The 24,302-nt window shown below is 63.2% G+C and carries 37 protein-coding genes; 16 read left to right on the top strand and 21 right to left on the bottom strand.

Annotation, left to right across the window (positions count from 1 at the left end):
• Positions 1 to 115: 115 nt before the first annotated feature.
• Together recJ and ACUN0E_RS27255 are read right to left on the bottom strand one after the other, a co-directional pair.
• Positions 116 to 1,822 carry a single-stranded-DNA-specific exonuclease RecJ gene (recJ, locus tag ACUN0E_RS27250; protein ID WP_445568528.1) on the bottom strand — a complete coding sequence of 569 codons (1,707 nt, stop codon included), beginning with the start codon at positions 1,820 to 1,822 and terminating at the stop codon, positions 116 to 118.
• 28 nt (positions 1,823 to 1,850) lie between these two features.
• Entirely contained in the window at positions 1,851 to 2,990 is a 1,140-nt protein-coding gene (locus ACUN0E_RS27255) for a regulator (protein WP_445568529.1), read from the bottom strand.
• Positions 2,991 to 3,109: 119 nt separating this feature from the next.
• Between ACUN0E_RS27255 and ACUN0E_RS27260 the strand changes: the two genes are divergently transcribed.
• The 5 genes from ACUN0E_RS27260 to ACUN0E_RS27280 all read left to right on the top strand — a co-directional run bounded on the left by ACUN0E_RS27260 (position 3,110) and on the right by ACUN0E_RS27280 (position 9,407).
• Positions 3,110 to 3,355, top strand: a complete 246-nt coding sequence (locus tag ACUN0E_RS27260; RefSeq protein WP_408227241.1) for a hypothetical protein — start codon at positions 3,110 to 3,112, stop codon at positions 3,353 to 3,355.
• A gap of 402 nt (positions 3,356 to 3,757) precedes the next feature.
• Positions 3,758 to 5,011, top strand: coding sequence for a lipoprotein-releasing ABC transporter permease subunit (locus ACUN0E_RS27265; protein ID WP_408227238.1), 1,254 nt, complete (start codon positions 3,758 to 3,760; stop codon positions 5,009 to 5,011).
• Positions 5,004 to 5,747, top strand: a complete 744-nt coding sequence (lolD, locus tag ACUN0E_RS27270) for a lipoprotein-releasing ABC transporter ATP-binding protein LolD (protein ID WP_408333364.1) — start codon at positions 5,004 to 5,006, stop codon at positions 5,745 to 5,747. The genes ACUN0E_RS27265 and lolD overlap by 8 nt, the downstream gene beginning before the upstream one ends.
• Positions 5,748 to 5,794: 47 nt before the next feature.
• The gene (locus ACUN0E_RS27275) at positions 5,795 to 6,583 is read left to right on the top strand and encodes a TatD family hydrolase (protein WP_445568530.1); all 789 of its coding nucleotides are present in this window, start codon (positions 5,795 to 5,797) and stop codon (positions 6,581 to 6,583) included.
• Positions 6,584 to 6,704: 121 nt separating this feature from the next.
• Positions 6,705 to 9,407: a DNA internalization-related competence protein ComEC/Rec2 gene (locus ACUN0E_RS27280; protein ID WP_445568531.1), complete on the top strand. Its 2,703-nt coding sequence runs from the start codon at positions 6,705 to 6,707 to the stop codon at positions 9,405 to 9,407.
• Here ACUN0E_RS27280 and ACUN0E_RS27285 read toward each other — a convergent pair.
• The 19 genes from ACUN0E_RS27285 to ACUN0E_RS27375 all read right to left on the bottom strand — a co-directional run bounded on the left by ACUN0E_RS27285 (position 9,290) and on the right by ACUN0E_RS27375 (position 18,360).
• Entirely contained in the window at positions 9,290 to 10,219 is a 930-nt protein-coding gene (locus ACUN0E_RS27285; protein ID WP_445568532.1) for a tyrosine-type recombinase/integrase, read from the bottom strand. The genes ACUN0E_RS27280 and ACUN0E_RS27285 overlap by 118 nt on opposite strands.
• Positions 10,220 to 10,227: 8 nt before the next feature.
• The gene (locus tag ACUN0E_RS27290) at positions 10,228 to 10,575 is read right to left on the bottom strand and encodes a helix-turn-helix domain-containing protein (RefSeq protein WP_445568533.1); all 348 of its coding nucleotides are present in this window, start codon (positions 10,573 to 10,575) and stop codon (positions 10,228 to 10,230) included.
• Positions 10,572 to 10,862 (bottom strand): hypothetical protein, encoded by a 291-nt coding sequence (locus ACUN0E_RS27295; RefSeq protein ID WP_445568534.1) that lies wholly within the window; start codon positions 10,860 to 10,862, stop codon positions 10,572 to 10,574. Before ACUN0E_RS27295 ends, ACUN0E_RS27290 begins: the two co-directional genes overlap by 4 nt.
• Positions 10,859 to 11,218 (bottom strand): hypothetical protein, encoded by a 360-nt coding sequence (locus ACUN0E_RS27300; protein WP_445568535.1) that lies wholly within the window; start codon positions 11,216 to 11,218, stop codon positions 10,859 to 10,861. Before ACUN0E_RS27300 ends, ACUN0E_RS27295 begins: the two co-directional genes overlap by 4 nt.
• A 16-nt stretch (positions 11,219 to 11,234) precedes the next feature.
• Positions 11,235 to 11,597, bottom strand: a complete 363-nt coding sequence (locus ACUN0E_RS27305; RefSeq protein ID WP_445568536.1) for a MazG-like family protein — start codon at positions 11,595 to 11,597, stop codon at positions 11,235 to 11,237.
• On the bottom strand, positions 11,594 to 12,349 hold the full coding sequence (locus ACUN0E_RS27310) for a PRTRC system ThiF family protein (protein ID WP_445568537.1): 756 nt from the start codon (positions 12,347 to 12,349) through the stop codon (positions 11,594 to 11,596). The genes ACUN0E_RS27305 and ACUN0E_RS27310 overlap by 4 nt, the downstream gene beginning before the upstream one ends.
• Positions 12,346 to 13,137 carry a PRTRC system protein A gene (locus tag ACUN0E_RS27315; RefSeq protein WP_445568538.1) on the bottom strand — a complete coding sequence of 264 codons (792 nt, stop codon included), beginning with the start codon at positions 13,135 to 13,137 and terminating at the stop codon, positions 12,346 to 12,348. Before ACUN0E_RS27315 ends, ACUN0E_RS27310 begins: the two co-directional genes overlap by 4 nt.
• A 4-nt stretch (positions 13,138 to 13,141) precedes the next feature.
• Positions 13,142 to 13,855, bottom strand: a complete 714-nt coding sequence (locus ACUN0E_RS27320; protein WP_445568539.1) for a PRTRC system protein B — start codon at positions 13,853 to 13,855, stop codon at positions 13,142 to 13,144.
• On the bottom strand, positions 13,852 to 14,901 hold the full coding sequence (locus ACUN0E_RS27325; RefSeq protein ID WP_445568540.1) for a PRTRC system protein F: 1,050 nt from the start codon (positions 14,899 to 14,901) through the stop codon (positions 13,852 to 13,854). Before ACUN0E_RS27325 ends, ACUN0E_RS27320 begins: the two co-directional genes overlap by 4 nt.
• Positions 14,898 to 15,080, bottom strand: coding sequence for a hypothetical protein (locus ACUN0E_RS27330; protein ID WP_445568541.1), 183 nt, complete (start codon positions 15,078 to 15,080; stop codon positions 14,898 to 14,900). Before ACUN0E_RS27330 ends, ACUN0E_RS27325 begins: the two co-directional genes overlap by 4 nt.
• Positions 15,077 to 15,484 carry a PRTRC system protein C gene (locus tag ACUN0E_RS27335; protein ID WP_445568542.1) on the bottom strand — a complete coding sequence of 136 codons (408 nt, stop codon included), beginning with the start codon at positions 15,482 to 15,484 and terminating at the stop codon, positions 15,077 to 15,079. The genes ACUN0E_RS27330 and ACUN0E_RS27335 overlap by 4 nt, the downstream gene beginning before the upstream one ends.
• A 9-nt stretch (positions 15,485 to 15,493) precedes the next feature.
• Entirely contained in the window at positions 15,494 to 16,012 is a 519-nt protein-coding gene (locus ACUN0E_RS27340) for a PRTRC system protein E (RefSeq protein ID WP_445568543.1), read from the bottom strand.
• A 25-nt stretch (positions 16,013 to 16,037) separates the two neighbouring features.
• Positions 16,038 to 16,271, bottom strand: a complete 234-nt coding sequence (locus tag ACUN0E_RS27345; RefSeq protein ID WP_445568544.1) for a hypothetical protein — start codon at positions 16,269 to 16,271, stop codon at positions 16,038 to 16,040.
• Positions 16,271 to 16,432: a hypothetical protein gene (locus ACUN0E_RS27350; RefSeq protein ID WP_445568545.1), complete on the bottom strand. Its 162-nt coding sequence runs from the start codon at positions 16,430 to 16,432 to the stop codon at positions 16,271 to 16,273. The genes ACUN0E_RS27345 and ACUN0E_RS27350 overlap by 1 nt, the downstream gene beginning before the upstream one ends.
• Positions 16,433 to 16,563: 131 nt before the next feature.
• Positions 16,564 to 16,800, bottom strand: coding sequence for a hypothetical protein (locus ACUN0E_RS27355; protein WP_445568546.1), 237 nt, complete (start codon positions 16,798 to 16,800; stop codon positions 16,564 to 16,566).
• A gap of 226 nt (positions 16,801 to 17,026) precedes the next feature.
• Positions 17,027 to 17,200 (bottom strand): hypothetical protein, encoded by a 174-nt coding sequence (locus tag ACUN0E_RS27360; RefSeq protein WP_445568547.1) that lies wholly within the window; start codon positions 17,198 to 17,200, stop codon positions 17,027 to 17,029.
• A 1-nt stretch (position 17,201) separates the two neighbouring features.
• Positions 17,202 to 17,336 carry a hypothetical protein gene (locus ACUN0E_RS27365; protein ID WP_445568548.1) on the bottom strand — a complete coding sequence of 45 codons (135 nt, stop codon included), beginning with the start codon at positions 17,334 to 17,336 and terminating at the stop codon, positions 17,202 to 17,204.
• The gene (locus tag ACUN0E_RS27370; RefSeq protein ID WP_445568549.1) at positions 17,333 to 17,545 is read right to left on the bottom strand and encodes a hypothetical protein; all 213 of its coding nucleotides are present in this window, start codon (positions 17,543 to 17,545) and stop codon (positions 17,333 to 17,335) included. The genes ACUN0E_RS27365 and ACUN0E_RS27370 overlap by 4 nt, the downstream gene beginning before the upstream one ends.
• A gap of 437 nt (positions 17,546 to 17,982) precedes the next feature.
• Positions 17,983 to 18,360, bottom strand: coding sequence for a hypothetical protein (locus ACUN0E_RS27375; RefSeq protein WP_445568550.1), 378 nt, complete (start codon positions 18,358 to 18,360; stop codon positions 17,983 to 17,985).
• A gap of 120 nt (positions 18,361 to 18,480) precedes the next feature.
• Between ACUN0E_RS27375 and ACUN0E_RS27380 the strand changes: the two genes are divergently transcribed.
• The 11 genes from ACUN0E_RS27380 to ACUN0E_RS27430 all read left to right on the top strand — a co-directional run bounded on the left by ACUN0E_RS27380 (position 18,481) and on the right by ACUN0E_RS27430 (position 24,301).
• The gene (locus ACUN0E_RS27380) at positions 18,481 to 18,723 is read left to right on the top strand and encodes a hypothetical protein (RefSeq protein ID WP_445568551.1); all 243 of its coding nucleotides are present in this window, start codon (positions 18,481 to 18,483) and stop codon (positions 18,721 to 18,723) included.
• A gap of 75 nt (positions 18,724 to 18,798) precedes the next feature.
• Positions 18,799 to 19,269, top strand: coding sequence for a YmfL family putative regulatory protein (locus ACUN0E_RS27385; protein WP_445568552.1), 471 nt, complete (start codon positions 18,799 to 18,801; stop codon positions 19,267 to 19,269).
• A 66-nt stretch (positions 19,270 to 19,335) separates the two neighbouring features.
• Positions 19,336 to 20,505 carry a hypothetical protein gene (locus ACUN0E_RS27390; protein ID WP_445568553.1) on the top strand — a complete coding sequence of 390 codons (1,170 nt, stop codon included), beginning with the start codon at positions 19,336 to 19,338 and terminating at the stop codon, positions 20,503 to 20,505.
• 21 nt (positions 20,506 to 20,526) lie between these two features.
• Positions 20,527 to 21,096 carry a hypothetical protein gene (locus ACUN0E_RS27395; RefSeq protein ID WP_445568554.1) on the top strand — a complete coding sequence of 190 codons (570 nt, stop codon included), beginning with the start codon at positions 20,527 to 20,529 and terminating at the stop codon, positions 21,094 to 21,096.
• Positions 21,093 to 21,386 (top strand): hypothetical protein, encoded by a 294-nt coding sequence (locus ACUN0E_RS27400; RefSeq protein WP_445568555.1) that lies wholly within the window; start codon positions 21,093 to 21,095, stop codon positions 21,384 to 21,386. The genes ACUN0E_RS27395 and ACUN0E_RS27400 overlap by 4 nt, the downstream gene beginning before the upstream one ends.
• Positions 21,383 to 21,673, top strand: coding sequence for a hypothetical protein (locus ACUN0E_RS27405; protein ID WP_445568556.1), 291 nt, complete (start codon positions 21,383 to 21,385; stop codon positions 21,671 to 21,673). Before ACUN0E_RS27400 ends, ACUN0E_RS27405 begins: the two co-directional genes overlap by 4 nt.
• Positions 21,660 to 21,992 (top strand): hypothetical protein, encoded by a 333-nt coding sequence (locus ACUN0E_RS27410; RefSeq protein ID WP_445568557.1) that lies wholly within the window; start codon positions 21,660 to 21,662, stop codon positions 21,990 to 21,992. The genes ACUN0E_RS27405 and ACUN0E_RS27410 overlap by 14 nt, the downstream gene beginning before the upstream one ends.
• Before the next feature lie 23 nt (positions 21,993 to 22,015).
• Positions 22,016 to 22,378: a hypothetical protein gene (locus ACUN0E_RS27415; protein ID WP_445568558.1), complete on the top strand. Its 363-nt coding sequence runs from the start codon at positions 22,016 to 22,018 to the stop codon at positions 22,376 to 22,378.
• A 34-nt stretch (positions 22,379 to 22,412) separates the two neighbouring features.
• The gene (locus ACUN0E_RS27420; RefSeq protein ID WP_445568559.1) at positions 22,413 to 23,438 is read left to right on the top strand and encodes a hypothetical protein; all 1,026 of its coding nucleotides are present in this window, start codon (positions 22,413 to 22,415) and stop codon (positions 23,436 to 23,438) included.
• A gap of 3 nt (positions 23,439 to 23,441) precedes the next feature.
• On the top strand, positions 23,442 to 23,723 hold the full coding sequence (locus ACUN0E_RS27425; protein WP_445568560.1) for a hypothetical protein: 282 nt from the start codon (positions 23,442 to 23,444) through the stop codon (positions 23,721 to 23,723).
• Positions 23,724 to 23,782: 59 nt separating this feature from the next.
• A complete protein-coding gene (locus tag ACUN0E_RS27430) occupies positions 23,783 to 24,301 on the top strand; it encodes a hypothetical protein (RefSeq protein ID WP_445568561.1) in 519 nt (172 codons plus the stop codon).
• Position 24,302 lies beyond the last annotated feature (1 nt).

Genomic DNA, 24,302 nt, shown 5'->3' on the forward strand with positions numbered 1-24,302 from the left:
GGTTGATTTTGCGGTGTTTTTCGGCGTTTTGCGCGCGCTGGGCAGAAGGTTGGCCGCACTCAGGCAGCGCACGCGCAGCACGCGGGAGCCGCTCGCGCGGCAACCCGTGGCCGCGTCAGCTCGCCGCGTGTTCGACGATCAATTGCACGCGCGACACGCCGTTCCAGGTGTCGCTGGCGAGCCGGTATGCAACCGTGGTGCGCGCCGGCAGCGTGTCGGTATGGTTGAACCAGATTGCGTTGAAACGCTGGCGGCCGCGCACCAGTTGCAGTTTCAGATGCTTGTCTTTCACCAGCGCCTGCGAGGCGATGTCGAATTCGCCGGAAAACACCGGCGCCGGAAAGCCCTGGCCCCATACGGCGGCGTCGAGCATTTCGACGAATTGCGGCGTGAAGTAGGCGTCTTCGAGTTCGCCGTCGGTTTCGACCGTGCGCGATAGCGCTTCTTCGGAGAGCCATTCGCGGCCGATCGCTTCGAATGCGGCGGTGAAGCGCGGCACGTCGGCGGTGGCCATCGTCAGGCCCGCGGCCATCGCGTGGCCGCCAAATTTGACGATCAGACCCGGCTCGCGCTTCGAGATCAGATCGAGCGCGTCACGCAGATGGAAGCCCGAGATCGAACGGCCCGAGCCTTTGACAAGCTGGCCGCTGTCGTCGGCGAGCGCGAACGTGAACGACGGCCGGTGGAACTTCTCCTTCAACCGTCCGGCGACGATGCCGATCACGCCCTGGTGCCAGCCCGGATTGAACAGTGTGATGGTGGTCGCGCCGTCAGGATTGATCGCGGAGAGGTCTTCGAGCGCCTGCTGCTGCATGCCGGCTTCGATCTCGCGGCGTTCGCGGTTCATGGTGTCGAGCTGCTGGGCGAGATCCCATGCGCGGCCGATGTCGTCGGTGGTCAGGCATTCGATGCCGAGCGACATGTCCGACAGGCGGCCGGCAGCATTCAGGCGCGGCCCGAGTGCAAAACCGAGGTCGAAACCCGACGCGCTGCGCGCGTCGCGCGCGGCGGCGCGAAAGAGGGCGGCGATGCCCGGCTGCATCTTGCCTTTGCGGATCCGCTGCAGACCTTGCGCGACCAGCACGCGGTTGTTGCCGTCGAGTTTGACCACGTCGGCAACCGTGCCGAGCGCGACCAGATCCAGCAGGCCATCCAGACGCGGCTCGGGGAATGCATCGTTGAAGGCGCCGCGGCGGCGCAATTCTGCGCGCAATGCCAGTAACACATAAAACATCACGCCGACACCCGCGATGCACTTGCTCGGGAATGTGCAGCCCGGCTGGTTCGGATTGACGATTGCGCGGGCCGCCGGCAGTTCGTCGCCGGGAAGGTGGTGATCGGTGACCAGCACGTCGATGCCGAGCGCATTGGCTGCTTCCACGCCGTCGACGCTGGCGATGCCGTTGTCGACGGTAATCAGGAGTTCTGGCTTGCCCGCCGCACTGCGGGCGGCCAGCGCGACGATTTCGGGCGTCAGACCATAACCGTACTCGAAGCGGTTCGGCACCAGATACTCGATCTGGCCGCCGAACATGCGCAGGCCGCGCACCGCGACCGCGCAGGCAGTGGCGCCGTCACAGTCGTAGTCGGCGACCACCAGCATGCGGCGTTTGCCCTGAATCGCATCGGCGAGCAGCACGGCGGCGTCTTCGCAACCTTTGAGCCCGGCGGGCGGCACGAGCCGCGCGAGGCCGGTTTCGATTTCATCGGGCATGCACACGCCGCGTGCGGCGTACAGGCGCGCGAGTACCGGATGCAGGCCGTGGCGGGTGAGGATTTCGGCGTCGACGGGTGAAGCGGCGCGCGTAACGATTCGAGTCATTCTGAAAGGTCGTGGATCATTCGATAAGTCATTCGATGAACAGCGAGGCGAGCACGCGCCGCCGCCAGAATTTGCGCAGGTCGCCGCGCGTGATCGTGAGCGTCACCGAGCCGGTGTCGCCGCACAGCGTCAGGTCAAGTTCGCCGAGCTGGCCCGACTGCAGCGCTTGTAGCGCCGGTTCGAACCAGTCGGTTTGCAACGCGGCGAAAGCGTCGTTCCAGCGCGCCCAGTCCTGTTCGATGTAGGGCGCGGAAAAGGGATCCAGTTCGACCAGCGTGGCGCCGTCGGCGTTGACATTTGCATTGGCGGACGTGCCGCTCGACGTACCGACCGCACCGGTAGCGGCCCGTAGCGCCGCAAATGACGCCGGCGGCGCAGCGGCCGCGACGCCCGCAGTCATGGCGAGGCCGCGCGTCGCTGCTGCGTCGGAGAAGACCCGCGCGAACGGGCTCGTCACCGGTTGCACTGCGCCCTGTGCGTGAAACCAGATCGAGTTGACAGCCGGCAAGCCACGCGCCTCGCGCGCTTCATTGACCGGATGTTCGAACCACGCCATCTGCACTTCGTTCTGCAGCTTCATCCAGGCGCGCGAACGGTCGCCGGAATGCGCTTCGTGCGGCAGCCAGATTTCGATGTTGCGGCCGCTCGCGCGCAACGGCGACGCTCCCGCCAGCGTGCCGAAGCCATCGCCCGACAAATACCACCGTGTGGGCTTCGGCGCGTCGATACGCACGCCGAGTTCCTCGATCAATGGCCGGGCGACTGCCAGCAGCACGCTGGCTTCGTCGTCGGAAAGATCGAGCGAGGCCGGATCGATCAGCACCAGATGGTCGTGCGCGATGCGCACATGCACCGGTTGCACGCAGGCCCACGTGGCGTTGCCGGGGTCGCCGCCGTCGGCGCGCAGCATATACGGGGCGAGCGGCGCTTCATCGGCTGCCGCCGCGCCGCTGGGAAGCGCGCCGAACTGGCGTGCCACCCAGCGCTCGTGCGGCAGTGTGCGCTGAAAATCTTCGCCGACCACCCGTTCGACCAGCGTCGCGCGGGCGATCAGCCGGTCGAGGGCCGGACTCTGGATATCGTGCAGGGCGGTAGAGGCGTCCGCTGCGGCGGGCAGCGCGAAGGGCAGGAGCAGATGAAGACGGTTGGCGTGCATGATGCTGCGCATTGTAGGGCAAAGAGTGCGAGTATTCAGACCATATCGGCGGATTCGGGCGCCTTGCCCGAGCCTTGCGGGTGGCAGCAGCCGGGCGCGGCGGCACCGCGCGCATGACGAGGGAGACCGACATGTCGCGTGAACTGAAAACCGAGCAGGAACTGCTTGGATTGGTCGTACAGGCGCTCGAAGCCAATCCGGCCACGGCCGGCTGGATTCCGACCGGATTCCACGAGACCGTCGAGGACGAGGAAGGCTGTAACTGGGATATCACCCATCTGCACCGCGACCGTAAAGATGCGGAGGTGCGCGAAGCCGCGACCAGCCAGGCGGCCGGGATCATCAACGATCTGCGCCGCCATTACAACCTGCGTTAGTGCGGAACGGGCGAGTCGGCTCAAGGCGGCAGGTGAGCCGGTTTTCGCCGCGAGTCCGGCGTTCATGACCGGCAGCAGGCGCTTGAGCCCGCCGCGAGCCCGTGTGCAAGGCCTTTGCGCGAGGGCGCGGCATTGTATGGCAAACTTCGCGCTTGATTGAAGGTGGCAGCAGCAGTGGCGGCGGGGTAGCTCCAGTGGCGCCGGGTTTGCTAACGACGCTGTAAGGCGCCCGAAGGCGCCAGAACGTCGTACCGGAACCATCCGGGTTGCCGCGACACCAATGATCACGACGCTCAGGCCACATAACAGGCGCGACAGGTTCAGGTTGCCGCCGTCATGCGCAGCAAAAGGGCCATGAGCAGACGGGCCATGAGCAGACGAAGAACGCAGAAAAGGATTCGCTTGAAATTTCCCTACGAATGGCAGATTGGCTGGCGCTACACCCGCGCCGGCAAACGCACGACCGGTAACGGCTTCATTTCCTTCATCGCGCTCGTGTCGATGTCGGGCATCGCGCTTGGCGTTGCGGCGTTGATCGTCGTGTTGTCCGTGATGAACGGTTTCCAGAAAGAGGTGCGCGACCGGATGCTGTCGGTGCTGGCGCACGTCGAAATTTTTTCGCCGACCGGTTCGATGCCCGACTGGCAATTGACTGCGAAGGAAGCCCGCCAGAACAAGGAAGTGATCGGCGCTGCGCCGTATGTTGAAGCGCAGGCGCTGCTCACGCGTCAGGACGCGGTGAGCGGCGTGGCGCTGCGCGGCGTCGAACCGACGCTTGAGCCCGAGGTGTCCGATATCGGTAAGGAGATGAAGGGCGGTAAGCTAACCGACCTCGTTCCGGGCGACTTCGGCATCGTGCTTGGCGCTGACCTCGCCACCAATCTCGGCGTGACGGTCAACGACAAGATCACGCTGGTCGCGCCTGAAGGCACGATCACGCCCGCCGGCATGCTGCCACGGCTGAAACAGTTCACGGTGGTGGGCATCTTCGAGTCGGGGCACTACGAATACGACAGCACGCTCGCGCTGATCAACATCAAGGACGCACAGGCGCTGTTCCGGCTACCCGCGCCAACCGGCGTGCGGCTGCGCCTGACCGACATGCAGCGTGCGCCGGAGGTCGCGCATCAACTGGCACGCAGCCTGTCCGGCGATTTATATATTCGCGACTGGACTCAGCAGAACAAGACCTGGTTCTCGGCGGTGCAGATCGAAAAACGCATGATGTTCATCATCCTCACGCTGATCATCGCGGTGGCGGCGTTCAATCTGGTGTCGTCGCTGGTGATGACGGTGACCAACAAGCAGGCTGACATCGCGATTTTGCGCACGCTCGGCGCGCAACCTGGCTCGATCATGAAGATTTTCGTGGTGCAAGGCGTGACGATCGGTTTTATCGGCACGGCGACCGGCGTCGCGCTCGGCTGCCTGATCGCGTGGAGCATTCCGTGGCTCGTGCCGATGATCGAGCATCTGCTCGGTGTGCAGTTCCTGCCGCCGTCCGTGTATTTCATCAGCGAACTGCCGTCCGAACTGATCCCCGCCGACGTGGCGCGGATCGGCCTCATCGCGTTCCTGATGTCGGCGCTGGCGACCCTTTATCCGAGCTGGCGTGGTGCGAAGGTCCGTCCTGCGGAGGCACTGCGCTATGAATGACCGTTCCGCTAGCGTTTCCATGAACTCTGAAGACACCGCGCTGTATCCCTATGTGCTGGAAGCAACCGGCGTTTCGAAGTCGTTCGTGCAGGGTGGCCTCAATGTGCAGGTGCTGAACAACGCGCAACTGAGCGTACGGCGCGGCGAAAAGCTGGCGATCGTCGGCGCATCGGGGTCAGGCAAGAGCACGCTGCTGCATGTGCTCGGCGGCCTCGACGATCCGAGCGCAGGCCATGTCTCAGTGATGGGCAAGCCGTTCACGAAGCTCTCCGAACGCGAACGTAACGACCTGCGCAATCGCGCGCTCGGTTTCGTGTATCAGTTCCACCATCTGCTGCCGGAATTCACCGCGCTCGACAATGTCGCCATGCCGTTGCGGATTCGCCGCATGACGACCGAAGCCGCGCGGCGCGAAGCGCTCGCGGTGCTGGAGCGCGTCGGCATGGGGCACCGCGCGAAGCATCGTCCGGGCGAATTGTCCGGCGGCGAGCGTCAACGGGTCGCGATCGCGCGGGCGCTGGTAACGAAGCCCGCGTGCGTGCTCGCCGACGAACCCACCGGCAATCTGGACGGCGGCACCGCGGACACCGTGTTCAATCTGATGCTCGAACTGTCGCAAACGCTCGACACCAGCTTTGTGATCGTGACGCACGATCTGGAATTGGCCGGGCGTTGCGACCGGATCATGCGCTTGCGTGACGGCGTGTTGCACGAAGATCCGCCTGTGCCGGTTTAATTGCCGCGCGGAATGTGAGCGATGCTTTGCCGCTAACGAGGCGCGCCATGTGGATCGATACGCACTGCCATCTCGACGCTTCCGAATTCAACGCCGACCGCGATGAAGTCGCCAATGCGGCACGTCAGGCAGGTGTCGGACGTATCGTGATTCCCGCGATCGGTCGCGAGAACTTCACGACGGTGCGCGATCTCGCGCACCGCATCGACGGCGGCGCGTATGCACTCGGCATCCATCCGCTCTTCACGCCGGGCGCGCAGGACGGCGATCTCGAACTGCTGCGCATGGAAATCGAGGCGAGTCTCGGCGATCCGTTGTTCGTCGGCATCGGCGAGATCGGCCTCGATTATTTCGTCGAAGGTCTTGACGATACGCGCCAGCAGTTTTTCTACAACGGTCAACTTCAACTGGCGCGCGAATTCGATTTGCCTGTGATTTGTCACGTGCGCAAATCACAGGACCAGGTCATCAAAGGGCTGCGGCGACATCAGATCCATCGTGGTATCGCCCATGCATTCAACGGCAGTTTCCAGCAGGCTCAGGCGTATATCGACCAGGGCATGCATCTCGGTTTCGGCGGCAATCTGACTTTCGAGCGGGCGCGGCAAATCCGGCGACTGGCGGAGCAATTGCCGTTCGACGCGCTAGTCGTCGAGACCGATGCGCCGGACATCGCGCCTTCCTGGATGTACAAGCAGCGCAACTCGCCGGAGCAGATTCCGGGCATCGGCGCGGGCCTCGCGCAACTGCGCGGCATGACTGCCGACGAAGCCGCCCTAGGCACAACGGCTAACGCGCTCGCTGCGTTGCCGCGGCTTGCACTTTCCTCTGCATAATTGAACGCGATGGTTTGAGTGGTTCGCGCCGGGCGGAACACACGCCCGGCGGGCCTGCTGACGCCTGCTCGCTGTGCGTTGCGTCCTCCGGCGATGGCGGGGCGGAAGGGGCGGAGGGTGGATGCGGGCATGGTGGTGCGGGTTTGCGCTGGGTGTGATCTGGCTGCAGCGGCAGGCGGCGTTGCCGGATTGGGGTGGGTGGTGTGCTCTGGTGATGTCTGGGTGCGTTGCGATTCTTTTGGCGGCGTGGGGATTGCGCTGCGGTGCGCGAGATGAAGTGCGCGGTGATTCGATAATCGCGCGCGCGCATGCGGCAGTTGCAATTTCGCGATTGTGGTACGTCTTGCCCAGCGCTCGCGTGCGCTCATGCGTTGGCTGGGGGGCGGTGTGGATTGCCGCCATGTGCATGGGTTTCGGCTATGCCGCCTGGCGCGCTGAAACACGGCTCGCGGTGAGCTTGCCGAGCGCATGGGAAGGGCGCGATATCGACGTCGTCGGCAGCATCAAGGGTCTGCCTTCACGCGACGACAAGGGTGCGCGGTTTCTGTTCGAAGTCGCTTCGGTCGACGCGCCGATCGACGCTTTTCCCCGCGTGATTCAACTCACGTGGATTGCCGCGGATGCGCCTGCGCCATTGCTCGAACCCGGCGCGCGCTGGCGTCTGAGCGTGCGGCTCAAACGTCCGCATGGCAACGCGAACTTCGGCGTGCGCGACGCTGAGGCGAGTTTGCTGGCGCGTAATGTACGCGCTACCGGCTATGTGAGCGCGCCGGCTCACGCTGTGCGTTTGCCGGGTTACGCGCGTGGCGCCAGCGTCACGGTCGATCGCTGGCGCGCCGCGCTGCGTGCGCGCATCGACAAGGTGCTCGCCGATGCACCGCACCGTGGGATCGTGGTGGCGCTCGCCATCGGCGCGCAGGACCAGGTCAGCGCGGCCGACTGGCTGCTGATGCGCGGCACGGGCACCAGTCATCTGGTGGCGATTTCGGGCTTGCATATTGGCTTTGTCGCGGGCCTTGCGGCCTGGCTCACTGGTGCGGTGTGGCGGCGCTCGGGGTTCATCGGCCGCAACTGGCCGTTGCTGCTGCCCGCGCAGGTCGTTGCAGTGACGGGCGGCGCGGCGTTCGCGGGGCTGCATGCGGCATTGGCCGGTTTCAACGTGCCGGCGCAGCGCGCGCTGTGGATGGCGGGCGTGGTGGCGCTCGCGTTTATCAGCGGCCGTAATGTCGCGCGATCGGTGGTGCTGGCGTGGGCGCTGGGCCTGGTGCTGCTGATCGATCCGTGGGCGGTCGTGTCGGCGGGATTCTGGCTGTCGTTCTGTGCGGTGGCGGCGATTCTGTTCGCGATGTCGGGACGGCCCCGTGTGCAGGATCATCAGCAGCGTCGAGACGAAGACGGTGAGGGCGGCGTAGCGCCGACAAGGCTCTCGCGGCTGTGGTCAGGCCTGGGCCGCCGCGTGCGCGCTTTCGGTGAACGCCTGCGTAGCGCCGCGCATGTGCAGTTCGCGGTGACCGTCGCGCTTGCACCGCTCACCGTCTACTGGTTTGCGCAGATTCCCTTGATCGGTCCGCTCGCGAATGCGTTCGCGATTCCGTGGGTGAGCCTGCTGGTAACGCCGGCGGTATTGGCGGGCGTCGCGTTGCCTGCGCCATTCGATGCCTATGCCTTTCGCGCCGCGCACACCTTGCTCGACCTGCTGAGCGCGGGCTTGCAGATGCTGTCCGGTCCGGCATGGACGCTCTGGCGGCTGCCGCAGCCGGACGCGTGGGCGCTCGCCGCGGCGGCGGCCGGTGTCCTCTGGTGTCTGGCGCCGCGTGGCTGGCCGCTGCGTTGGGCCGCACCGCTCACCTGGCTGCCACTGCTGATGCCGGCACCGCCCGGGCCGCCGCATGGCAGCTTCCGTCTGACGGCGCTGGATATCGGTCAAGGCACCTCGGTGCTGGTCGAAACCGCGCATCACGCGCTGCTGTTCGACACCGGACCGGGGCCGGAATCGACGCATGCTGGCGAGCGGGTTGTCGTGCCGTTTTTGCAGGCGCACGGCGTCACGGCGCTCGATACGCTGATCATCAGCCACGCCGATTCCGACCACTCGGGTGGCGCGCCGGCTGTACTGGACGCAATCGAGGTGCGTCAGATGGTGGCGGCATTGGCGCCGGCCAATCCGCTGTGGTCGAATGCAAGGCAACGCGGCGCGGATACGCTGCCCTGTGCGGCGGGGCAGCGCTGGCAATGGGACGGCGTCGAGTTCGCGGTGCTCTGGCCGGATGCCGGGCCGCTGCAAGGCAAGCCGAATGCGCATTGCTGTGTATTGCGAGTGAGTACGCTACCCGCTGCGATGAAGCGGTCTGCCATGGCGAGCCCGCCGGTCGCGGAGGGCATGTCGCTGGCGGCGGGCGGGGCGGCTGTAGAGAGCGTGCCGGCTGGAAGTGTTCAAACGGCGCCGGTACGCATGGCCGCCTTGCTGGCGGCTGACATCGAAGCGCCAGTCGAACGCATTCTGCTCGCGCGCGATCGTGACGCGTTGCACGCTCAGGTGCTGGTCGTGCCGCATCATGGGAGCAAGACCTCGTCGACCGAGCCGTTCCTCGACTCTATCGACCCGCTCGTCGCGCTATTTCAGGTAGGCTACCTGAAACATCCAGCCAGCCCCTCCACTTCCAATGCTGCTGACCACTGCGCTGAAACCCTTATGCAGCAAGGCTTTCAGCCAGCCTTTAATGCTCTCGGCGGGACTGTGCCCGAAATGCCGGAACCATCCTGTGTCCAGATTGTGACCGTCTCGGCATGCGGGGCAAGATGGTCGGGCGCGAGGTGGGCGTAGCGCAGCACCATCTCGTACTTCGACCAGCCACCCAGCTCCATCAGACGATTGAGCGGTGTTCCGCCCTGGACATGCCAGCTTGCCCACGTGTGCCGCACATCGTGGAACCGGAATTTCTGGATGCCGGCGCGCTCGCACGTCCGGTTCCATTGCTCCAGATCCCACTTCAAACACTCCTTCCCGCGCCGGGTGAACACGAACGTGTCGTGCTTTCCGATCTGGCGCCGGATCGCTGCCACGGCCTCCGCGTTCAGCGGTACGCCAATCGGTTTGCGTGCCTTCGCCTGATCGGGATGAATCCACGCCCGACGCTTCACCAGATCGACCTGCGACCACTCGAGCCCAAGAATGTTTGCCTGTCGCAGGCCTGTCGCAAACCCGAAGATCGTCACGTCACGCATCCACTCGGTGCGCATCGACGCCAGCAGCCGCTGCGCCTCATCCCGCGAGATCCACCGGATGCGTTTCTGCCCGGTTTTCAGCTCGGGCAGGTTTGGCGCCTTGTCGATCCACTCCCACTCCTTTAGCGCGGTGTTCAGCATGTTGCGCATCGTGCCGAGATACCGGTTTTTCGTCGAGTTCGACACCGGCGTCACGCCCTTGGACCGCTTGCTTGCCTCGGGCAGCGCGGCGAAAATCTCGTCACGCGTGATCGACTCCAGCTTGCGGCCGCTGAACACCTCCCTGAAATGCCGGATGTGTATTGCCTTGTTCGTGTAATCCACCGTTCCGGCGTGCTCGGTAAGGAAGCGGATCGCTGCCTCACCAAATGTCCGGGACGGTTTTTCGCCCAGCTTTGCGACTCGCCACAACTCCGCTTTCAGCTTGTCGTGGTATTCCTCTGCCTCCTTCCGGTTGCTGGTCCCAGTAGACGGTCTAACTCGGCCTCCGCCTGGCGTGCGGATATCAACATACCAGGCGTCGGAGCCTTTGCGCTTTCGGATAGACATGATGTTTCCTCGCGTTCCGTCTGCGCCGGTCGGCGCTTATTGTAATCCTGCGTGACTTCTTTCAATTTTTCCGGCCAGATCCGCCACACGGAGCCGATTTGGAAGAAGCCGAGTTCGCGGCGGCGCGCATAGACGGTGCCGTATGACACACGGAGCAGGGCAGCAGCTTCGCGCAGGCTGATGGCGCGGTCGCCAATGATCGGGATAGCGTTGTTCACTGCCTCTCCTTCAGGGCGCGAATCGCCGTAGCGCACTTGCCGTCCATACCGCATGTCCCGCAGGTGAACGTGTCCGCAATCGCGGCTGCCTGCTCGAGCACACCGGTCGTGTGCATCATCAGCTTTAGCATCGACGCCGCCTCGGCATGGAACGCCGCAAGCTTTTGATTGCGACGGGTAACGGCGGCTCGGTGGACTGCGCCGCCGGTTGTCTTGTGGTTGTCCGCGAGCCACGCGAAGCGCTCAGCCTGCTCGCGGTGCCACATAAACAGCTGACTGAGCGTCATAGAAGCTCCAGTTGTTCGAACGGCATGTCGGGCCAGTAGCGATTCGCCTTGATCGCGTTTTCAAGCCAATGGCTCACCTGCAGGTTGTGGGCGACGTGCAAACCGCACACACGCTCGCCGTCGAGCGGCACGATGTGGTCGACGACGTGCAGTTCGCCCGTTTCGAGCGTGAGACGCTTTGCTTCGCGATAGAACGGGCGCAGGTCGGACAGCTTCACCCACGGGGGCATCGCCCGACGCTCGCGCATGCGGCGTCGCCGGCCCGCGGTTCGCCCGCAATCGATCAGCGGCGGGCGTCGCTTGACCAGCACAAACAGCGGGCCCGGATGAAAACCGCCGACGAGATCGAGCTGCATGGAGGCTTTTTCCGATTCAGAGCCGAACGTTGCACCCGACACGCTCGGATACCTCGTTGAACTTGTCGACGGTTGCTTCGCCCAGGTCGACGCCGGCGCGCATCGCGAGGATGTCGAGATAGGTCACGATGTCAGCGAATTCTTTGGCGAGCGCTGCTCGCGCATCGTCGAGCGTCAAATCACCGCGCTGTACCTTTTTGATAAGGTTCGCAGCTTCACCGAGTTCGCCCGTTACGGCGTTACACCATTCTCCGAGCGACCAGTCAGACCCATCGGGCTGGCTGTGGGCTGGCTCACCGCGCGCGTTTTTGAATTGCGGCAGCCGTGCGGTATTTGCCATCCGGAGCATGCTGAAAGTGAGCGCTGATTTATCGATCATGATTTATCCACAGGTAGCGGGCGCACGTGCCCGGTTTTGAGATTGACGAAGGCGCCGCACCAGCTGAGCTTTCCGTGCCGGAAAAACTCCCACAGGATCCCCAGCGCCGGCGTCACGATCGCCTGATTAATGAAAAGCTCCTGCCGCTCAAGCGCTTCGGCGAGGCCACAGCTGGGCGTGTCGTCTTCGGGCACGGATGTGTCGATCAGCTCGGGCAGCACGGCATACGGCCAGCGCAGTGGAACGCTTCCGTCATTGCGGAGTGGCGTTCCGGCCGGCGACGGGTCGACGCGGAAGTGCCCGAAAACCACCTGCCCATCGCTGGCGCGGTTGCCGAGATCCATCACATACGCCGCGGTCTTCGCGAGAATCGGCGCAAGCTTTGCTCGAGCAGCTGCGCTGTCGACACACACGACCGCGATACCCGCACCCACGTTGACGAGCTCGGTCGGGCCCGCGTGGATCGGGCGGCCGTGCCAGTCCAGACCAAAGAACGCATTCAGCCGGTGAACGAGCACGACACTCTTGTGCATGCCGACGTCGGCCGGGCTGAACATCTGGCGGCCGATATTCGCCTCGCTGACCGTGTCGCCGTCGAATGCCGTGACGTGCAGGCCGGGGTGGCCGAGCGCGGTCAGCGCGTGGTTGAGTCGCGCGAGGCCTGTAAGCATCTGCGACCCGTTACCGCCGCAACCGATCAGCGCGATGTTCACGCGCCGATCGAGAAAATGCGCGGGCGTGATGTGCGTCATGCCGGCTCCGGAACCTTGAACACGGCGGACGCCGGTACCTTCAACGGAATGATCAGGCCGAGCACACACAGGCGGAATGCGACGCTTGGCGTTCCGCCATCGCCGAGGCCTCCGATCACGCCGGAGATCTTCACTTCGCCGGCATCGTCGGTGTTGTCGGTCGAACTGAAAAACGCTTCGCCGGCGCCGTGGCTATGCAGATCGATCGCGAGCGATTCGTGCGGCTCCAGTTCCGGCCGCGTGAAGGTGATCGATCCGGGCGACGATGCGGAGACGTGAAGTGCCTTGTAGGCGAGTGCCTTCTTTTCCTGATCCCAGACGATCCAGGCGGCGTGCTCGTTCGGCAGCGCGCTTTGCGCCTCCTCGGCGAACGCCTGCACGAACGGCATCGCGACACCGAGTCGGCCGAAAGCAAGTTCGATCTTCGGCATGACCAGGCCGTAAGGCGGCTTCGGGCCCACGTCGTTATGCTTGGCCAACTGCTGGATGACATGGAGCCACGGCCGGCGCACCTCAACAAACACACCCTCGGCCGTCATCAGGAAGCGGTGGCCGACGTCGGCGAGCGGCAGGAACTGCGCATGCTTCGGTACCGCAACCGTCGGCGCGCTATCGAACAGGGCGATATCGAGCGGCAGCTGGTCGTCGTCTTCGGCTGCGGCGATCGCCCGCGGCTTGGCGCGCGCGAGCTCGTCGGCGACGCCTCGCGAGAAGCTTTCGAGCGCAGCGGCGATATCGCGGAGGCCTTCTTTGGTGGCGTCCTGAAATTCAGCGAGTAGGTTTTCCATGAGATCAATCCAGTGATTTGAGGTTGTCGACGACTTCCGCCAGCGTGCGTCCGGTGGCGATCAGGCGATCAAGGGGGAATTCGGCGCCGTCGAGCAGATCCAGCCACAGGCGTACAGCGCCGCCGCGCCTGTGGATAAGTCGGGGGTTATTCGAATGGGTGAAGCGGCTGCGAAAGAACGCGTCTTCGAACGGCTTGATGCTGTCCGTGCTGATGCTGTCGGGCGTCTTGACGTTGCCCTCGCAGATTTCGCCGTTTTCCCACACGTTGTAATAGGGCGCGGTGTACAGCCGGGTCGATGGACCCGGCCGCACGTTTTCACGCAGGGCGAAAACCAACCAGCTGGACTTGCTGACAATGAACATCAGCGGCGGGTGACTCGCCTCGGCGGCGCGCTCGCCGATCGCGTCTTGCGTTTTGAACCAGACGCGACGCGTGCAGGCCGGAACCCACCATGCAAGCTGATTCGGCGCGAAGTAGACGACGCGCTCATGCACGAACCCGCGATAGCTGGTTTTCTTCGCGGCCGCGTCGGCGATATCGGCCAACTGGTCGAGCGTGATCGGCACGCCCGGCAGCAGTGAAGGCTTGCCGTCGACGACTCGCGCGCTGTGCTGGGTCGCGTAGATATGGTTCGTGCCCTGTCCGCGGTAGAACAGCAGTGCGCTGTCGAGCGCCAGCTCCACGTCGCTGTCCTGAGTGATCTGGACCGGGTTCATACGCGCACCCGCACCATATTTCGCGGCGACACGAACTCGTCCCGCATGAAAATCGCCAGCAAATGCTCCACGGCCTTTGCGAGCAGCGCTGTCGCTTCCATGTGTTTCAGCCATTCCGCGAGGTCGCCGCCGACAATCTTGAGCGGCGTAACGGCGGATGCTTCGAGGTATTCGCCCTCATAGGCCTGATGTGCGTAGTCGTCGATGACGCGGGTTGCCACGTCGTCTTCGCTCCACCGGATGATCAGGCTGAAATCGATGAGGTCCGCTCCGACTTCGCCCGACCTGAGATCGGCAAACGGGCCGTAGTGGCATGCGATGCCCCAGATCGTGGTCATTGCGTCGACCACTTCGCGGGCAAGCGGGTCTCTATTGGCGGCGCGATTGATCTGATTGCGCGTGAGCACACGTCGCGGCAGGGCGGCCCACTCGGGCATGCCTTCGAAGAACTGCGATCGCGTGAAGAAGTCCGTCAGTGTCAGCAGTTCTTCCCGTGTCTTGACGTCGTGCATTTGCATGGCTTCTTCGATCGCGTATTCCTCGTTGCTCTCGCCGTACCAATACATGTACTCGGCGAAACCAAGCTGAAAGCCCGGCGTGCACACAGTCGGCAGCAAAGCCAGCGCGTCGCACAGTGCTGCGAGAACGGTTTGCCCAAGCCCCTCGCGCACTTCCTCGAGCGCCTGCATGGCGCCGCCGATGCAAACATGGGGACAGCTAATCGCACCGCTGGTCGTGTGGATAATCGCCCAGAAGTGATCGGCCGATTTGTTCCGATCGCCGAAATAGCCGTCAGGCGCCTGCTCGATACGCAGATTCCAGTCGAAAAGCCGCATGCCTTCGGTGATGCGTGCCCAGCGCCGCGTCAGCGCCTCGGCGACCAAAGCAGCTTCGGACTTAGGCCGGCGCTGCACATCCGCTTCGACGATCACGCCGGAGTCGAGCATCGAAAGCGCGAGCGGCCGCACGAACGATCCGCCGGAACGGATTGCGTATGCAGCGGGCACCGCGTCGAGCGTGGGGAGAGCGAGGGCTGCGAAAGTCATGGCAGCACCGGCATGTGATGGCAGGGCAGCTGCAAGCGGACGCCTGCGGCGCGCTTCGACGCCACCTGATGAAGTCGCCGGGTGAGCTCATCCGACGCGGCGCGCACGTCGATGCCCGGCGCGGCGGATTTCGCGATCGTGCCGCCGGTGAGCTCGGCGCGGAGCTGGCCGAGCGTCATGACTGGACCGCCGTAATCGATCGGACATAACGCTTGTGCAGCGCATCGATAAACTTCACTTCTTCATCGAGCAACGGGCACACATGCGCGGTTGCGAAGCGTTCAACCCGCTGCAGGTAAGTGAGGGTCGACAGTGGCATCGGCGTTGGGCTGCGCAGCACTGCGGCGATCTGCTGGCGCACGCTCAGCAGTTCGTCGGTGGCGCCCTTGGTGCCGACGGCGCGACGGAACGTGAACACATTCGTGTTGCCGACGACTTCCGGCCCTTCGATCTCGGCGTTGACGATCTCCGGATAGGTATTGCCGTAGAAGTCGCGGACCTGTTGCAGCGAAAAGGTAGGCGACGGATCCGTGAGCTTGGCGCCGTTGTAGCGGAATGCACGCGTGAGGGTTTCGGTTTTCATCGCGGCGCCTCAAAGGAGGTCGACGCCGCCGTCATCCTCGGCGGCGGGTTGTGCGTTGGTCGATTCCGGCTCGGCTGCAGCTGGCGTTTCCAGTGTGGCGAGGTCTGCGTCCGGATCGATGCCGGGAATCTGCGTCTGACGCGGATCGACCGGTAGTTCCTCGCTTGGCCCGGCATTCGCCTCGGGCGCCGGCAATTCAGCGGGGCGTTTGCCGCCGCGCTTTCCCTTCGGCGTGGGCGCAGGCAGCGCGGGCGTGCTCGGCGGATTGCCGTTTGCGGTACTGGCGGCGCGCGCCTGCTCAAGCACTGACAGCGTGCTGGGTTCATAGATCGACACGGCCTCGGCGAAATCGCGGTCGAGTTCGTCGGGCGTGCCGAGCAGCGAGAGCGGGTAGAGCGTCTTTTCGCCCTGCACTTCGTTTCTAGGCCGCGGCGTGACGTTCACACGCAGCTCGTCGCCCTCGACGGTGATGAGTAGCGTCAGCGTCGTTTTCTGCGCTAACGGGAACAGCGATGCAAACAGGGACATTTGCGCTTCTCCATTGAAGGTGAGGTTAGTGCTGCTTTGCGCGCCACTCGGCGAACGGGCGGCGTAAGAGGTTGTGAAAGCGCTCGGCTGCGGCGGTGTCGGTGGCGAGATCGCGCCGGCTATTGACGTTGCAGACGACACGGATGAACTCGGCGGCTTCGTCGACGGTTAGCGGATCGATCTCGGCGTGAGACGCGGCCCACTCGCGAAACTTTGGATCGCGGGCCAGCATGCCGGCGAGTTGGGATATGGAAGCCATCAGGCTGCGATGCCGTCGTAATTGCGATCGGCGAAATCGGGATCGCCGGGATAGCGGCCGGTGCCGTCGGCACGAAGCCAGCAGAAAAGCGAGCCGCGACGATGCGGGAACCAGTAGCCCTCGCAGTCGCACCGCGTTTTTCCCGTGTCGCGCCGGTTCATCCAGCGGTCAACGCGATAGTTCCGGCGCCCGCAGACTGTGCAGGCCGGCAGGCGGGTGTAGTGGCGCGGGTTACGCCGCAGGCAGCGGCGGGTTGCGCAGTGACGGCAACGGACGTGGCAGCGGCTCATGGTCAGTCGTGATCGTTGGCGGCCAGGCGCTTTGCGTCGACCCATTGTGTGGATAACTTCGGGAGCGCCCGGCGCACGGAACCGGCGGAACGGACACGCGGATTCGGATCGAGGCGCGCACGCAACGTTGCGCGCAGGGCAGCGCGTACGGCCGCGTTCGCAGCGTTCGGCACACCGCTGAATCCCTGAGCGTGGAATTCGCGGTCGATCATGTCGTCGGTGATGGTGACGTTTTCCATGTCAACCCTTCCTCACGAACAGGTGCAGCAGTGCGCCGAGCACGCCGGCCGAGGCCGCGAGAACGACCGCACCGATGATCAAAACGAGAGTGGATTCGGAGCACGTCATGTCAGCGGCTCCGGCGCCGGGCGGCGCGCAACTGGGCGCGCAGCAGGCGATAAGCGGCCCAGCGCGAGAGCGAGCCGTTAGCGACGTCTTCGATGATTTGCCAGAGGGAGCGCATGCTCAGTGCTCCCCGCAAAGCAGATCGGCGTGCTCGAAGGGCGCGAAAATCATCGCGCCGTACATCGGTTCCCAGAACTCGGGCAGATCCTTGAGCGCGATCTCATTGCCGAAATCGTCGATGACCAACGTCAATGCGACGAAAGGCCGGAGCGTCTCGAAGTAGGAGATCACCATGTCAGGCACCCCGACCCATCGATACGCGCACTTTCTGCGTTTCCATTTCGTCCCACTGCTGAACGGCGGCGAGCACCAGAACGGCCGCGACGAGCACGACGAACGCGCGCGCCCAAAGGATCAGCAGCGCCTTCATTGCGCTACCGCCGCTTTGATCAGCAGGCAGACATAGATGAAGCCGCTAACGCCGGCACCGGTCGCGCATGCGTAGGCGAACTGGAGAAGGAAGCGATCGACCGCGGCGAGGCGGCGCGGATCAGCGGGCGCGCCATTGAGGCCGGCGAAGTGTTTGACTTCGTCGTCCACGCGCGTCGCGGCGGTGAACTTGAGTTGGGGGGACGACATTCTTGCCTCGCGGTTCAGATGAACTGGAGGCAAATATACCTAGATGGTTTATTTTTGTCTACACCAAAAAGGTATATTTTCTGATGCTATGTGCAGCTGAGCGCTCAGCGTCTACGCAGCAGCGCAAAAAAAATCCCGCCGTAGCGGGAGATCTTTGCTTGATGGAGGTCAGTGTCCGAACAATGGTCGGACTATCAGCCAATAGACCGGCCAGATGCCGGCCTGGAGCTCATTTAGTGGTACGGCGATAATCCAGTTCCACCATGTGTAGCGAAATCCGTCGAAGAACGTCAATTTCGCGAACGTCGCCACGTTCCCAGCCAGCCACGCGATTAACAAGACTACGCCCCAGCGATTGCTCATAACTTCCCCCGGTTGAACAAATTTTTATGTCGGCCGCTGGCTTTGCTCCGGCCGTTAGTGTGACCGTGCGCGCTCTATTTGTCGCTCTCTGCCGCGTTCGCGGCTTCCCACGTCTCCACGGTGTCTTTGATAAACCGGCCGATTCGTTCCTTTTCAATGGCCGGGAGCGCGTCGAATCGCGCCCGTTCGACGAGGAATGGCCAAACCCCCAGTTCGACCGGCTTCCCGTCCAGCCCCGCGACTTGTGGAACGTCGAACCAGCCGTGCGGCAAATTAAACGCCTTTGTCGCGCGCTCGATTGGGGCATCAGTGATCCGCTTTATCGGGTGACGCCCTATGTACGCATGCATTTGCGACGTGGCGAGCCCGAGCTTCCGCGCTAGGGCGGCGTTGCTCCCTTCTTTCTCGGCCAGGAGTCTCATGTTGGCCAGTCGAATTTCCCAGATGTCCATGACGTGGTTATACGTCTCTATACCTAAACGGTAAATTCTGCATTTTGGTGTATGAGGTATTGCTGGCATATATCGAATTGGTATATGCTCCGGCGAAGATGAATTCACAGGTGGCTCCCAATGGATTTGAAGACGTTCTACCAAGGCCTGTCTGGGGATCAGCGCAAGCGGTTTGCCGCGATAGCCGGGACGAGCACGGCCTACATCGAAGTTCATCTGCTTCCGCGCCGAAAGATGCCCCGGCCGCGTCTGATCGAAAACCTTGGCAATGCATGCGCAGCGCTGGGCGGCGCGATCAGTCAGGAAGATTTGCTGGCTTTCTTCTATCGCGCGTCGCTGGAGAAGCAGCCGAGCGCGGCGTAATCGTTCGCTACAACCGTTGATTGAAGTATCGGCGCTATCGCTGAAAAGCAAAACCATCAACTCGGGGAAACCTCTATGGCCCTTCGAAACGCCTATCTCGCAATGTGCCGGGCTTTCCCGGGCGGCGCGGAAGCCATGGCGGCCGCAATCGGCATGCCGTCCGCTGCGGCGCTCAACAACCGGATGTACGAGGTCAAGGGTCAGCGCGTGCACGTCGACACCGCTCTGGCCATGCAGGCTGCGAGTCGCACGACGCTGTTCGCCGAAGCCATCGCACGCGAAAGCGGCGGCACATTCGTCGCGTTGCCGCACATCGACGAAGAAATCGACAACGACGAGCTGCTGAAGAAGTTTTCGCAGATCGTTGAGCAGAGCGGCCGGCTGGCGCGCGTGCATACCGACGCTATCGAAGACGGGCATCTTGATGAGGTGGAAGAGGCTGCGCTGCGCAAGGTGGCCGCCACGATCCACCAGCGCGTCGAAGAACTGCTGGCCGTGACGGTTCGCGTGTACGGCAAGAAAAGCGAGGACGGCGATGGACGCTGACATTCTGCTGGCCGGCATGGTGGCGCTGATCGTCATCTCGATTCTCTTTTGCGCGGGATCGCTCCGGTGAGGGTCGGCGACGTCCTGCGCGAGCTCGGGCGCCCGATCGCGTTCTATCCACAGTTGAGCCGCTATCTCGGCAGCGTGAATGCCTCGGTGCTGTTTTGCCAGATTTTCTACTGGCAGGACAAGACGACTAGCGAGCTTGGCGTGCACAAGACGTCTGCCGAGCTTCAAGCCGAGACGGGGCTTTCCTACGAGGAGCAGCGGGCGGCGCGGACTTCGTTGCGCGCCACAGGCGTACTTATCGAGACCGAGAAGCGCATCGAGCACAAGATCTATTTCCGCATCGACGAGGACGCGCTCGAGCGTTTGCTTTCGTCTGGGCCACCGGTGAAAAAAGTCCGCAAAACGAAGTTGAAAATGTCCGCTCAGCCACCTGGGGAAAGTCCATCTCCCGAAATGGGAAAAGTCCATTCCGGGAAACTGGAAAAGTCCATTTCGGGAAATGGGGAAAGTCCATCTCCCGAAATGGACAAATCCCAGTCCGCGACCTGGGAAAACCCTTCTCCGCCGACAGGGAATTTCCCTGCCCGCGGAGAGGGAAATTCCCAGGTCGTTAACTCATGGGTGACTACTACAGAGACTACAGCAGCAACGCGCGCGACCGACCCTGTGGATAAGTCCGATGCTGCTGCTGCTGAAAATGAGAAAACAAAACCGGACCCCGAGCGCGAGCTCACCGACTTGCTGGTGTCGCTCGAAAGCGCTCGAGGCAAAGCGCTGACGATCGACCGAAGCCGGGATCGCCTCGTCGTGCTGACGTGGGTCGGCAAGGGCGTGACGGCGGCGCGGTTGCGTGAAGCGCATGCGCTGGCGGTGGCGGCACGGATCCGCGACACCGACGACCGGCCGACATACGTCGGATTCGTTGCGACGTTCATCGATGCCGCAGCTGCGGCACCTGCAACGCCAACAGCCAGCTTCGATCCGGCCGAATGGTTTCGCACGCCCGAGGGCGTCGATGCGCAAGGCGCTGAACTCGACGTCCGTGCCCGTAAGGCCGACGAAGACTGGCGCTACTACCGCGTGCTGGTGGCGAAGGCTTCGCGTGAGCCGCGAGCAATCGAATTCGTGCTGTCGGACGCTCAGCGCTTCAACCAACTCGACCTGTACCAGCTCGCGCGCAAGACGTTTGGCGACGCGCTGATGCCTGTCGACGATTACCCGTCTTGAGAAAAATTCAGGGGATTTAGCATGCGCAAAAACTGGACGCTGCCCGAACTGAAAATGCTTGCTGATGCGTATGCATCGCACGCGCCGCTGTCGGCGCACATTCACCTTTTCGGCGGTCGCAGCATTGATACGGTCCGTGCCAAAGCGCGCAACGTCGGGCTCGTTCATCAGTCGTTGCCTGACAGGATTCGGGAACTGATGGCGCCTACTGGCGACGAGGTGCCTGTACCGCGTACAGCCGCCGAGGTGGCCGCGTTGCTCGGCGTCGATAAAAAGCCGGTGCGTGACGTTCTGTCCGCGATGGTCCAAAGCGAAGCCGCTCACATCGTCGACTGGCGCGGTTCATATCACGAAATCGTGTACGTCAATGGACCCGGCGAAAACGCTCCCAAGCCTCTTTCCGCGACTCCCGCCGCATATCGCAGGCGGCTCAACGAGAAGCGCAAAAGGGCGGCCGGCGTCCCGTCCGACATGAGCGATGCCGAGATCGACGAGTTGTATCGCGCTGGGGATAACTGGTGGCCGCGGGCTGATCCGGTCGTTGTCGGTTCGATCAACGCGATGGTTCACGCCGGGCGGCGCGCTCAATGACACACCGTGCGAACAAGCGTGAGCAGGCCCATATGGGTCGCATTGCGAAGATGCAGTGCATCTGTTGCTTTCTGCTCGGGCGCACGCAGGAGAGCAAAACCGATGTGCATCACGTTCGCGTCGGCCATGGCGGCGCGCAACGGTCTGGTGACTTTTGCACCGTGCCGTTGTGCCACGAAGACTGCCACCAAGGCAAAAACGGCGTGCACGGCGATCAGACGTACCTGCACATCCTGAAGATGACGCAGATCGATTTGTTGAACGCAACGTTGGAGCGGCTCTACGGATGAGGTTGCTGGTTCGCATGTCGATGCCGTTTTCGACGTATGACGGCGCGCAGTTTTTCGAGTGTCTGGTGTCTCGCGTTCAGCGGGCGCAGGACGATCCGGATTGCGAGGTGGCCGTAATCGTCGATGTGAATTTGCCACCGCAGTACGCCACGTATGCGAACCCGCGCAACTGGCAACCGGATGGAACGTATCGGGTTGAAGCGTTGGTGAAGAGCAACCGCAGATCGCTGGCCGCGTTCATCGCGAGCGGCGACAACGAATGGGATCTGAGTGATGACGAATCGTAAGGCAGATGAAGGATTTACACCGCTTGACCCCGCTCCGCTCTCGCGCGTACACGCGCGCGTGCATTTGAGCGATGACCTGATCTCGTTAATCGCGGATCAGGCCGCGAAGTTGGCTCGGAAGGATCGATTGCTCGGCAAGCCGTTGAGCATCGAACAGTTCGCCGACCGCGTGATCCGCGCGACGGTTGGTGCGATCAATCTCACGGTCGACGATCAGCGTTACCGCGATTGGGAGTTTGAAAAGCTCGCGATTGCGCAGCTGGACGACGACCAGGCGCAGCAGAGTTTTGACCGCTGGAAAGCCGGCGCGAGTGTTTAAACCGAAGTCACTAGGAGCGGCACATGCGAACTATCACGGAGCACGTTGTAAATCCCGCAAACGATCAATTGAAGATCACCGTTGTCGACGAGCCCGGTTCGGGCGGTGCGCATCACCACTATGCGATCGATTGCCCGTCGAATGAGGATGTGGCTGTCGACATTCGCTTTCAGAACGGCCCGATCAACGAAGCCGGTGTGAATGGGCTTACGCAGGAAGTGTTGTTGGCGATCGTCGCTGACCGGCTGCGCTCGTTCCAGAAGGGCCCGTTTGCGTGTAAGGCCAACGCGTGCGCATTGACGCATATCGAGGAAGCGCAGCACTGGCTTCAGCAGCGCACGCTCGAGCGCATGCGTCGTGGCGTTGAAGGCACCCATACCGTTTAACCCGTAGCACAAAGCGTCTTAACCTCCAGGAGTCATGATGCGAGTCTCACAACTTTTGAAACTGCTGTTGATTGCCGCGTTGCCGATGCGCGCGGTTGAAGATGGATCCGCCGACGCGTCGCCGAGCGGCACGGAGGCTGGCGCGGCCGCGTCGGGGGAGACTTCGACCGGGCAGTTGCCGCAATCGGTAGGCGCGAGTCCGGTCGATTCTTTTTCGTCAGGCTCAACCTCGGGATCGTCGCCGTCGGCGTCGGCTTCTTCGGTCGTTGGCGCGGTTGGTGGTGATTCCCCAAACGTTGCCACGCTTGCGGCCGGACAGTCCGCAAGCGGCATCTCATCGTCTGCACCGAGTGCATCGCCCGGCGTCGCCACCGCGGATACAACTGGTGTCGGCGCGTCGGCGGCTGAACTGGGAAACTCGATCGCTGCCGGCAGTGCGGCGGTCGCACAACCCGTTATTTCCGATACGACTACTGTCGCGCTTGCCGCATCGGGTTCGATTCAGGCCGCAGGTGATCAGGGAAACGCCCAGGCCGTGCTCTCACAGTCAACGAACGTTGGTGCAGATGGCACGGCATCGTCAACGGGCAGTGGTGTTGGCAATGCTGGCGTGACGGGTGAAGCGGGAAACGCCGTCGCCGGTGCGATTGCTACGGGATCTGCACTGGCGCCTGTTACTGGTGATGCGGGAAACGTCCAAGCCTCAGCGAGTACTTCCGCCGACGCGGCGACGTCTGCAGCTGGGGCTTCTCCGGCTGGTGAAGCGGGAAACGTTGCGAGCGGTGCGCCGGCCGCGGATGGTATTGGCAGTGGCTTGCCGGCACTGTCGACAGCGCAATCGTCTTCTGCGGGTGCTCCGATGGTGAGCGATTCCTCGACCGGACAAGACGATTCGTCGCTCAGCTCGGGCCTCGCGGAAGCAATCGAGTCTGAGTTTGCCGAGGCTGAACACCCGGTGAAAGTGCAGGCCCGCAACTTCCGCACGCGTCTCGAGAACGGTGAGGCCATCATCATGGCCGACCTGATGAAGGTGTTGCACGCAATCGAAGGAGCGCTGTAACGCATGAACGCCCTCGCGCCCACAACTCGAATCGACTGGTTTCGCATCCTCGAGGATGTCGCGCGTGAGGGCTATTCGCTTTATGAGGTTGCGCAGTTCACAACGATCCCGAAGAACACACTGCTGGGCTACCGGAACAACGGCATCGAACCTCGACACGACGTTGGCGACGTATTGCTGAAATTCTGGGCGCAGGTCAAGCAGGCAGATCCGGCCAGTGCTCCGCGTGTTCCGCGGTTGCCATCGGCCTGGAATCCTTCGGAACGGAAGTATCGGCGCAGATAGCCGAGAACTCGACTGGTGGCGCGCTCAATACTCGCCACCACATTGATGGAGGTTTCACGATGAGCAGGCATCACAACATCCAGACGCCGGGTTCGGCGGTGCAACAAGCGATGACGCAATCGCCCGGTGATCGGGCGGGCGGCGACGATTCGCACGTGCAACTGATCGGCCTCGGCGATCCAGGCGCGGCGATCGACGTCGAGGGCCGCACTGTCGCGCTCAATGAGATCGTGACGTCGGCATTTGAAACCAGCGGTCTGTCCGTGCTCGAGTGGAATGCGCTCGAAGGCGTACAGCGCGATGGTTTTGTCGCGAGCAAGCGCTCGGAACTGGCGACGCTTTACCGCAATGCGCCGGCTGACATGCCGTCTCAAGACGAAGCGCGGGCGAATGCTCAGGCAGCTGCCGCTCGTCGGCAAGCTGCTCGCCAGGCAAATCCCGACAATCAGGCCGCCGCTCGCGAATCGTCGCTGCCGCACCGCGACGAGATCGACCCGAAAGCGATCAGCGCGCCGGTGCTCACGCAACAGGGCTGGGTTGTTCACAGCCCGAAAGCGTTGCCGCGCAACTTCCAGTGAG

Source organism: Paraburkholderia sp. D1E (assembly GCF_052682275.1).

Coding starts and splice junctions, on each gene's coding strand:
- recJ (WP_445568528.1), bottom strand. CDS start 1,822: ATGACTCGAATCGTTACGCGCGCCGCTTCACCCGTCGACGCCGAAATC.
- ACUN0E_RS27255 (WP_445568529.1), bottom strand. CDS start 2,990: ATGCGCAGCATCATGCACGCCAACCGTCTTCATCTGCTCCTGCCCTTC.
- ACUN0E_RS27260 (WP_408227241.1), top strand. CDS start 3,110: ATGTCGCGTGAACTGAAAACCGAGCAGGAACTGCTTGGATTGGTCGTA.
- lolD (WP_408333364.1), top strand. CDS start 5,004: ATGAATGACCGTTCCGCTAGCGTTTCCATGAACTCTGAAGACACCGCG.
- ACUN0E_RS27275 (WP_445568530.1), top strand. CDS start 5,795: ATGTGGATCGATACGCACTGCCATCTCGACGCTTCCGAATTCAACGCC.
- ACUN0E_RS27280 (WP_445568531.1), top strand. CDS start 6,705: ATGCGGGCATGGTGGTGCGGGTTTGCGCTGGGTGTGATCTGGCTGCAG.
- ACUN0E_RS27295 (WP_445568534.1), bottom strand. CDS start 10,862: ATGACGCTCAGTCAGCTGTTTATGTGGCACCGCGAGCAGGCTGAGCGC.
- ACUN0E_RS27300 (WP_445568535.1), bottom strand. CDS start 11,218: ATGCAGCTCGATCTCGTCGGCGGTTTTCATCCGGGCCCGCTGTTTGTG.
- ACUN0E_RS27305 (WP_445568536.1), bottom strand. CDS start 11,597: ATGATCGATAAATCAGCGCTCACTTTCAGCATGCTCCGGATGGCAAAT.
- ACUN0E_RS27310 (WP_445568537.1), bottom strand. CDS start 12,349: ATGACGCACATCACGCCCGCGCATTTTCTCGATCGGCGCGTGAACATC.
- ACUN0E_RS27315 (WP_445568538.1), bottom strand. CDS start 13,137: ATGGAAAACCTACTCGCTGAATTTCAGGACGCCACCAAAGAAGGCCTC.
- ACUN0E_RS27320 (WP_445568539.1), bottom strand. CDS start 13,855: ATGAACCCGGTCCAGATCACTCAGGACAGCGACGTGGAGCTGGCGCTC.
- ACUN0E_RS27325 (WP_445568540.1), bottom strand. CDS start 14,901: ATGACTTTCGCAGCCCTCGCTCTCCCCACGCTCGACGCGGTGCCCGCT.
- ACUN0E_RS27330 (WP_445568541.1), bottom strand. CDS start 15,080: ATGACGCTCGGCCAGCTCCGCGCCGAGCTCACCGGCGGCACGATCGCG.
- ACUN0E_RS27335 (WP_445568542.1), bottom strand. CDS start 15,484: ATGAAAACCGAAACCCTCACGCGTGCATTCCGCTACAACGGCGCCAAG.
- ACUN0E_RS27340 (WP_445568543.1), bottom strand. CDS start 16,012: ATGTCCCTGTTTGCATCGCTGTTCCCGTTAGCGCAGAAAACGACGCTG.
- ACUN0E_RS27345 (WP_445568544.1), bottom strand. CDS start 16,271: ATGGCTTCCATATCCCAACTCGCCGGCATGCTGGCCCGCGATCCAAAG.
- ACUN0E_RS27350 (WP_445568545.1), bottom strand. CDS start 16,432: ATGAACCGGCGCGACACGGGAAAAACGCGGTGCGACTGCGAGGGCTAC.
- ACUN0E_RS27355 (WP_445568546.1), bottom strand. CDS start 16,800: ATGGAAAACGTCACCATCACCGACGACATGATCGACCGCGAATTCCAC.
- ACUN0E_RS27360 (WP_445568547.1), bottom strand. CDS start 17,200: ATGGTGATCTCCTACTTCGAGACGCTCCGGCCTTTCGTCGCATTGACG.
- ACUN0E_RS27365 (WP_445568548.1), bottom strand. CDS start 17,336: ATGAAGGCGCTGCTGATCCTTTGGGCGCGCGCGTTCGTCGTGCTCGTC.
- ACUN0E_RS27370 (WP_445568549.1), bottom strand. CDS start 17,545: ATGTCGTCCCCCCAACTCAAGTTCACCGCCGCGACGCGCGTGGACGAC.
- ACUN0E_RS27375 (WP_445568550.1), bottom strand. CDS start 18,360: ATGGACATCTGGGAAATTCGACTGGCCAACATGAGACTCCTGGCCGAG.
- ACUN0E_RS27380 (WP_445568551.1), top strand. CDS start 18,481: ATGGATTTGAAGACGTTCTACCAAGGCCTGTCTGGGGATCAGCGCAAG.
- ACUN0E_RS27385 (WP_445568552.1), top strand. CDS start 18,799: ATGGCCCTTCGAAACGCCTATCTCGCAATGTGCCGGGCTTTCCCGGGC.
- ACUN0E_RS27395 (WP_445568554.1), top strand. CDS start 20,527: ATGCGCAAAAACTGGACGCTGCCCGAACTGAAAATGCTTGCTGATGCG.
- ACUN0E_RS27400 (WP_445568555.1), top strand. CDS start 21,093: ATGACACACCGTGCGAACAAGCGTGAGCAGGCCCATATGGGTCGCATT.
- ACUN0E_RS27405 (WP_445568556.1), top strand. CDS start 21,383: ATGAGGTTGCTGGTTCGCATGTCGATGCCGTTTTCGACGTATGACGGC.
- ACUN0E_RS27410 (WP_445568557.1), top strand. CDS start 21,660: ATGACGAATCGTAAGGCAGATGAAGGATTTACACCGCTTGACCCCGCT.
- ACUN0E_RS27415 (WP_445568558.1), top strand. CDS start 22,016: ATGCGAACTATCACGGAGCACGTTGTAAATCCCGCAAACGATCAATTG.
- ACUN0E_RS27420 (WP_445568559.1), top strand. CDS start 22,413: ATGATGCGAGTCTCACAACTTTTGAAACTGCTGTTGATTGCCGCGTTG.
- ACUN0E_RS27425 (WP_445568560.1), top strand. CDS start 23,442: ATGAACGCCCTCGCGCCCACAACTCGAATCGACTGGTTTCGCATCCTC.
- ACUN0E_RS27430 (WP_445568561.1), top strand. CDS start 23,783: ATGAGCAGGCATCACAACATCCAGACGCCGGGTTCGGCGGTGCAACAA.